This window comes from Magnetovibrio sp. (genome assembly GCF_036568125.1).
GTDB lineage: Bacteria > Pseudomonadota > Alphaproteobacteria > Rhodospirillales > Magnetovibrionaceae > Magnetovibrio.
The window spans coordinates 198,563-206,353 of sequence record NZ_DATCTF010000013.1 but is presented as its reverse complement, the minus strand read 5'-3'; the positions used below and the strand labels follow the sequence as shown (position 1 = coordinate 206,353).

Below are 7,791 nucleotides of genomic sequence, written 5' to 3'. Positions count from 1 at the left end.
ATAGCCGAGCTTCACTTCGGTGATCGAGGTCACGCCGTTCTTCGCGCACTTCTCGACTTCGCTCTTCTTGATACGGCGAGAGGCGTTGGTGATGTCGGGGTGTTCGTCGCCGGCGCCGGCGCAGAACAATTTCAAACCGCCACCGGAGCCGGTCGACTCGACAACGGGGGTCTTGAAGCTGCTGGTCTTGCCAAACTGTTCGGCGACAGCGGTGGAAAACGGAAACACCGTCGACGAACCGACGATGCGGATCTGGTCGCGGGCCTGGGCGGCGCCGGCAACAAATACACCGGCAATCGCGGCAACCGTAAGGGTCTTCTTCAACATAAGAGATCGCTCCCAAAAGAAAAACTGCTCGCCCGCCGACGCGGATCGCCAGCGCACGGCCGCGACTCTATGGAGCGGTGCTTACGCTTTGATGTCCGTTTGGTTACTAAATTGTGACATAGCGCTAGCCGCGGCTTCGCCGTTATCCGCGTCCTGTAAAGGCAGGCAGCCGCACGGAGAATGTCGAGCCCTTGCCCAGCGTGCTTTCTATCTGAAAACGGCCGCGGTGGCGGTTGACGATGTGTTTGACGATCGCCAGCCCCAGCCCGGTGCCGCCCATCGAACGTGACCGCCCTTTGTCGATCCGATAGAAGCGTTCGGTCAGGCGCGGAATGTGCTCGGCTTCGATGCCATCGCCATAATCGCGCACACTCACCTGCAAACTCGGTCCGCCATCCGGCAGGCCGTTTTCACTAGCGACCGCCGTGACGTCGACACATCCGCCACTGCTTCCGTATTTGATCGCATTGACGATCAGATTGTGAAAGACCTGAATCAATTGATCGCGTGCACCGCAAACTTGCGGCAAATCGCTCGCGCATTCGAGTGTGATGTCCACCTGATGATTGTGGCCGCGCGCCGCCAGCGCATCCACCACCTCGCGCAGCAGTTCCGCCAAATCGACGGGGTCGCGCGGACGTTCGTGTTCGCGCAACTCGACATTGGTCAGCGACAGCAAGTCGTCGATCATGCGGCTCATGCGTTGCGCTTCGCCTTCCATGATGTTGAGGAACCGCACTTGTGCGTTGATGTCGATTGCGCTCGGATCGTCGGAGGCCGATTGCATGGTTTCGATAAAACCGATCAACGTCGCCAGCGGCGAGCGCAGTTCGTGGCTGACATTGGCGACGAATTCCGAACGCATCGATTCGGTACGCTTGATGAGGGTCGTTTCCTGAAACTCAAGCACCGCATGCGGCGGTTCGGACGGCACTTCGGACAGTCGTGAAATCACCAACATGTATTGACGCTGGATCGGCACGTCGAGGTTCACCTCCAAACGCCGGGTGCCGCCGTCGTTCATCACCTCGGTGAGCATGTCGAGGGCTTTCGGCTCGCGAAAAAACAACGCCAAATTCCGGCCCACGATTTTATGGCCGAACAATTCGCGCGCTTCGGCGTTGACGTGCGCAACAAGGCGGCGCGGACCAACCACCACCACCGGGCAATGCAACGCATCCAGCGTGCGTGTGAGGATATCGGGAAACGCGGCCTTGCGTTGGTGAATGGGTTGAACGATCACCGGATCGGGCGCATAGCTGCGTTCCGGTTCTCGGTACTCCGGGTTTGCCGTGTGCCTAGCTTGATACGGATTGAACGGTATCTCGTCCGAACTGCTTTTGACTTTATTCGCCACCGGCGAAAACAGAACATGAAAGAAACGCGCCAACGCATTCACAACCCCGCTTTCGCCACGCGTGGCGCGAGTCAGGGCTTTCAGTGGTTGAGCGCGATTGCGGTTCTCCATGTTCATAATCGGTTTGCCTTTAAAGCGTTTGGGCGACCTTGGCCGCCAAATCCACCATGCGGTTCACGTAACCCCATTCGTTGTCGTACCAAGCCAGAACCTTGAGCTGAGTTCCGTCCACCACCATGGTCGAAGGACCGTCGATGATCGACGAACGCGGATCGTTGACGAAATCTGTGGATACCAAGGGGCGGTCTTCGAACCCCAGGATTCCTTTGAGCGCACCATCGGCAGCGTCACGAAACATCGCGTTGACTTCATCGCTCGTCACGGGGCGTTTAAGTTCGAACACGCAATCGGTCAGCGACGCATTCAACAGCGGCACGCGCACCGCGTGGCCGTTGAGCTTGCCCGTCAGTTCCGGGTAAATCATGGTGATCGCGGTAGCCGATCCGGTGGTGGTCGGCACCAAATTCATCAGGCTCGAACGCGCCCGGCGTTTGTCCTTGTGCGGAAAATCGACCACCACCTGGGTGTTGGTCACATCATGGATGGTGGTGATGGCGCCGTGCTCGATACCGATTTGTTCATGCACAACCTTGACCACCGGCGCGAGACAGTTGGTGGTGCAACTGGCCGCCGTCAGCAGGTGGTGGTGGGCGGGGTCGTACTGGTCGTCGTTGACGCCATACACCACGTTGAGCGCGACATCCGTCGAGGGAGCCTTGACCGGTGCGGCGACGATGACTTTTTTCACGCCCTGATCGAAATAGCTTTGCAGTTGTTCGGGCTTGCGAAATTTGCCGGTGCATTCCAAGACGATGTCGCAATCGCCCCACGCGCCGTCTTCGATGGCCGGGATCGAGCTATAGGCGAGGGATTTGTTTTCGATGCGCAGCGCGTCGGCGTCATGGCTGGCTTCGATATGCCAGCGCCCATGCACCGAATCGAACGTCAGCAGGTGCGCAGCGCCATCCGCATCGGTGGCGATTTCATTGATGCGGGCCCAATCCAGTCCGGATCGTCCCCACCCTGCACGCAGCGCCAAGCGACCCATGCGGCCAAACCCATTGATTCCTATGCGTATGCTCACGTCAATATTCCATTCCAAGAGTGAATCTTCGTCTTCTACGGTTTTCGCATGAAAAATTTATGACAACCCCGCGTTAAAGGTGTGTCAACGGCAGTCGATATCCGCAATCACCGCCATGTGATCGCTGGGATAGAAACCCGATGCGCTGTCGGGTGCGTTCAACGCGGTTTGCGCCTCAATGCGGCAGTCTTTCGGCGCTTTGACCAATATATGATCGATCACCCCCATACTTGGCGCACCGGCCTCGACGGGATTGAGGGTCGTGGTCGGCGGAATTTTGCATAGCGCCAATTGAAAGCCACGATTGGTCTGAAGCTCCATCAAGGTCGAGTGCCCTTGCGTCATGTTCATGTCGCCGCCCAAGATCGTCACATCGCATGCGCGTGCATTTGCAAGGTGATCCATCAAAACCTCGATCTGGTTTTGACGAAGGCCATCGGCGTCCGTCAGATGGCTCAGATGCACATTGGCTAGCAGTACCGTTGTGCCCCCGATGTCGGTCGACACCACCTGCGCCAAGCGTTCGCCATCGCGGGTATCTTCGGGCAAGCGCACGATTTGATGGGTGTGTATTTCACCACGCGTCAACACCGCCAAACCAGAACAACCCAACACCGGCGCGCCGTTGAGCGGTCGCAGTTTTTTGCGGGTGGGTGCGTACGCCACGTTCATGTTCAGATCGCGCGCCAGTTGACGCGCCACGTCGTGACCGCTGGGGACTTCGGCAAACACTTCTTGCAGCAAAACCACATCGGCGTTCACAGCCTGCAGGCCCGAAGACATGAGCGCCAGACGGCGATCAAGGTCCCCTTGGCAGTTCCAAGTGTTATAGGTCGCGACGCGGAGATGGGTCATGGGGAGTGTGAGTAATGGGCCAATGTAACAGAGGTATTAAAACCTCATCGAGAAGGCTTCCCCCCAGCCCCGGCGCGACTTATCATCGCCGCATGGCCGAACCGTTCAAAAACAACTTCAACGTCCCCGTCATCCGCGCCATGGCCCGGCATCTTGGCCGCGTGGCTCCCGATTTCGATGCGCCGAGCTTCATCGCCACGGCCAGTGAAGGGCTTGAGCGGCTGGAATTGAAGCAGCGCGCGGATCGCATCACGACAGCCCTGATACACCATCTGCCCGAAGATTTTCCCAGCGCTGCAGATATCTTGATCGCGAGCCTGGATCCAGACTGCGGTCAAACCAACAGCGATATGCAAACCGGCCCAGTCGACCGCGGCATCAGGGGCTGGCCAATTTTGCCGATGGCTGAATTCATCGCCTTGCGCGGCCAAAATCACGTGGCTCTGGCGCTGGACACGCTCAAGGACATGACCTCGCGCTTTTCGTCGGAATTCGCCGTGCGCCCTTTTCTCGCAAACCATCCAGAACAGACGTTGGAGACCTTTGCACGTTGGACCACGGACAAAAACGAACATGTGCGCCGGCTGGTCAGTGAAGGCAGCCGCCCGCGCCTGCCGTGGGGCATGCGCCTACATACATTCGTCGACGATCCCTCGCCGGTGATCCGACTGTTGGAGATGCTCAAAGACGACCCGTCCGAATACGTTCGACGCTCTGTCGCCAACAACCTCAACGACATTGCCAAAGACCATCCCGACCGAGTGGCTCTGCTCGCTCAAGACTGGATGATCGACGCCAGCCCCGATCGTCAGCGCTTGGTTCGTCACGGCCTGCGTACGCTGATCAAATCCGGCCATGCATATGCATTGCAAGCATTGGGGTTTGCCCCGGCTCTTATCACGGTGGAAAGCTTTTCCTTGTCCACGCCACGCATCGCGTTGGGTGAGGCATTGAGTTTCGACATCGCAATCGCTTCTACATCCAGCGAACCGCAGCCCTTGGTGATCGACTACGCCGTTCACCACATGCGCGCCAACGGCCGCACCACGGCCAAAGTTTTCAAGTGGAAAACCGCGAGTATCAACCCCGGCGCCGTGTTGCACACCACCAAGCGCCACCCCATCAAGCCGATCACCACGCGGCGCTATTATCCGGGCCGTCATCGCATAGAGGTGTTGATCAACGGCCAATGCGTCGCCGAGGCCGATTTCGAACTCGTCGTGCCTTAAAGCCGCACGAATCGATACTTAAGTATCGGCCAGATGCCTCGCCCCTATACTAAGGTTGGCATTCGCCATACCTATGCTTTCTTTGTATGTTTTCCCAATGGGGCTAGCCTCGTGTTACAGCAAATTCAATACCGAACGCCCCATCTTCTAGCGCGACTCCGAAATGTGGGGTGCGTTGTCGGGTTTGCGAACGTGGGAGGGCGGCTTTCCGCCATACGGCCAAATGGGGAACATTAAGGAGCAATCGCACCAACGCGTGAGGTCGAAGCCCGGCTTGTCGGCTGCATGGGTCGGCTTGGTCGCTACGTTTGGGCTCAGCCTGACGTTGTTTTTGGGGGCAGTCTTTTTCCACCCAACTTCAGAACACGACGGGTTTGAAAAAGCCCTCTTGATTGCTGCTTCGGCTTTGGCGCTGGGCGCTTTTGGCGCGCTGTTGATGGTTACCCTGCGCGCCCGTGAAAGTGAACGACGCACCGTGGTGGCCGAACATCACCTGCAGACCGCCATCGACAGCATTTCGGAAGGCTTCGTCATATTCGACAAAGATGAAGCCTTTGTCATGTGCAACGATCAATACCGCGCGCTGTACCCTCAAATTGCCGACAAGTTGGTTCCCGGCACGCACTTCTCCGACCTCGCCCACGCCATGACCACCTCCGGCGGGACCGCACAGATCGATCAAGATGCCCAATCTTGGCATGAAGACCGAGTGCGTGAGTTCCGCAACCCCCAGGGGACATCGGAAATGCAGATGGCCGACGGGCGGTGGATTTTGCTGCGTGATCGCAAACTGCCCGATGGCGGTTCCGTGGGAATCCGCACCGACATCACGGAAATCAAGAAGCGTGAACAGGCTTTGATCGATAGTGAACGCCATCACCGCGACTTGATCGAACGCGCGCCGGTGGCGATCTATGTACATCGCGACAACATTATTCTCTATGCCAATTCAACCGCAGCCGAAATGTTGGGTTATCAGCATGTCGATCAAGTTATCGGCAAGGACATCTTTGACCTGATACACCCAGATCATCATCGCCTAGCTGAAATTCGTCTGGAAAAAGCCTCAACCAGCGACAGTCCTCTACCGCAAGCGGACATGAAATTCATCTGTGCCGACGGCAGCGTGATTTACACCGAAGCGCAAGTCAGCCCCGTCATGTTTGACAACCAGCCGGCCCTGGAGAGCATTTTACGTAACATCACCGGACGCCGCCGCATGGAACGGGCCTTGATGGAAAGCGAGCAACGCTACCGCACCTTGTTCGAATTGGCGCCGGACGCCATGCTGGTGCATGATGGCCGGAAAATTTTGTTCGCCAACGCTGCGGCGGGAAAAATCTTCGGCGCGAAAGACGAACGAGGCCTGTTGCACCTTGCTCTAGACGATATTTTGCCGCGTGATGCCAGCATCGAAGACCATGACCGACTGGCTCACTGGCACCAAGGCGGGCAAATTACTTCTTGTCGGCTGCGCAGGCTGGATCAAAACATTTTTGACGCCGAAGTCGTCACCGCGCCCACCAATTACCAAGGTGAAGCGGTGTGCCACACCGTGATCCGCGATGTGACGCAACGCAAGCTGGTGGATGCCACCATGGCGCAAAACGCCAAACTGGCGTCGCTCGGCGGGATGGCGGCGGGGTTGGCTCATGAATTGAGCCAACCCTTAAACATCATGCGCTTTGCAGCTGAGGGCGGAATGCTCAAAATGGATCGCGGCAAAGCCGATGATGCCTTGCACCTGAGAAACTACAAACTTATCCAAGACCAAGCCGAACGCATGGGCTCCATCATGGACAGCATGCGCATTTTCAGCCGAAAGGATCCGGGGCCGATCGTCGAATTCGATGTGTCGCTGTGCATTCGCGACATCGTGCATTTGCTGCGCAATCCGTTCCGCGTAGACAACGTGCACATCAACGTTACCGGCGCGGTGTCGGGGCTTAAGGCCATGGGCAGCCCGATCCAACTTGAACAGGTTCTGCTGAATCTTTTGAAAAATGCTCGCGATTCCATCGTCGACGCCAACAAAGGCAACGTCACCGGTTGGAATGGGCAAATCACCATCGATTGTCAGGCCCATCCCGAACGTCACGACGCCGTGATCCGCATTTCCGATAACGGCGGCGGCATCGGCGCGGATGACATCGGACACATTTTCGATCCATTCTTCACCACCAAGGAGATCGGTCAAGGCACCGGGTTGGGGTTGTCGCTCAGTCACGAAATCATCGTCGGCATGTCCGGCACCCTCAGCGCTGTAAACACCGCTGACGGAGCATGTTTCACCATCGCCTTACCGCTATGCGAAACCAGCCACGCCGAAAGCGATGGCGCGGGCGATTCCGTCCATGACCTGCACGCTGAACAAGCGGCGTCATTGGAGGCGTCCGTCGCGCCGATTTTCAAAAACAGGCATGTTTTGGTGGTGGAAGACGAAGCCGAAGCGGCCCGTGCCATGGCTGACTACCTGACCGAGGAAGGCTTCACCGTGACCACCGCCAACGACGGCAAAACCGGCCTGGCGGCTTATCGGACTCACAATCCCGATGTGGTGATCACCGATATACGCATGCCCGGTTTCAGCGGCACGGAATTGATCCAGGAATTGCGCCGTATCGACGCCAACCTGCCCATCATCGCCGTCACTGGACACTTAGGCGAGACAGAAACCATCGCATCGACCCCTGGTTCCGCTCCAGTCGACGTGATGAAAAAACCCGTCAGCTTGATGGAATTGAGCCAAAAAATCGGCGATTTGTGCATCCCATAAACGCCAAAACGTATTTTCGACGGTTTTTCGACACCGACCGGCCCAAACAGACCCACAATTGAATCCTTGCCCCATCCGCCATTCTGCCCGTAATCTATTGGTT

6 protein-coding genes are annotated in these 7,791 nt (G+C 57.5%); 2 read left to right on the top strand and 4 right to left on the bottom strand.

Annotated elements, in window-relative coordinates; all coding sequences use genetic code 11:
• The 4 genes from VIN96_RS11640 to VIN96_RS11625 all read right to left on the bottom strand — a co-directional run.
• Positions 1 to 327, bottom strand: a 327-nt coding sequence (locus tag VIN96_RS11640; protein ID WP_331896392.1) for a substrate-binding domain-containing protein, incomplete at its 3' end; no start/stop codon positions are given.
• A gap of 142 nt (positions 328 to 469) precedes the next feature.
• Positions 470 to 1,801 (bottom strand): ATP-binding protein, encoded by a 1,332-nt coding sequence (locus VIN96_RS11635; RefSeq protein ID WP_331896391.1) that lies wholly within the window; start codon positions 1,799 to 1,801, stop codon positions 470 to 472.
• Positions 1,802 to 1,814: 13 nt separating this feature from the next.
• Entirely contained in the window at positions 1,815 to 2,828 is a 1,014-nt protein-coding gene (locus tag VIN96_RS11630; protein ID WP_331896390.1) for an ArsJ-associated glyceraldehyde-3-phosphate dehydrogenase, read from the bottom strand.
• An 84-nt stretch (positions 2,829 to 2,912) separates the two neighbouring features.
• Entirely contained in the window at positions 2,913 to 3,683 is a 771-nt protein-coding gene (locus tag VIN96_RS11625) for an endonuclease/exonuclease/phosphatase family protein (RefSeq protein ID WP_331896388.1), read from the bottom strand.
• A 92-nt stretch (positions 3,684 to 3,775) separates the two neighbouring features.
• Here VIN96_RS11625 and VIN96_RS11620 point away from each other — a divergent pair, with 92 nt between their 5' ends.
• Both VIN96_RS11620 and VIN96_RS11615 read left to right on the top strand, forming a co-directional pair.
• Complete coding sequence (locus tag VIN96_RS11620) at positions 3,776 to 4,912, top strand: hypothetical protein (RefSeq protein WP_331896386.1); 1,137 nt, start codon at positions 3,776 to 3,778, stop codon at positions 4,910 to 4,912.
• A 256-nt stretch (positions 4,913 to 5,168) separates the two neighbouring features.
• Positions 5,169 to 7,688 (top strand): PAS domain S-box protein, encoded by a 2,520-nt coding sequence (locus tag VIN96_RS11615; protein ID WP_331896384.1) that lies wholly within the window; start codon positions 5,169 to 5,171, stop codon positions 7,686 to 7,688.
• Positions 7,689 to 7,791 lie beyond the last annotated feature (103 nt).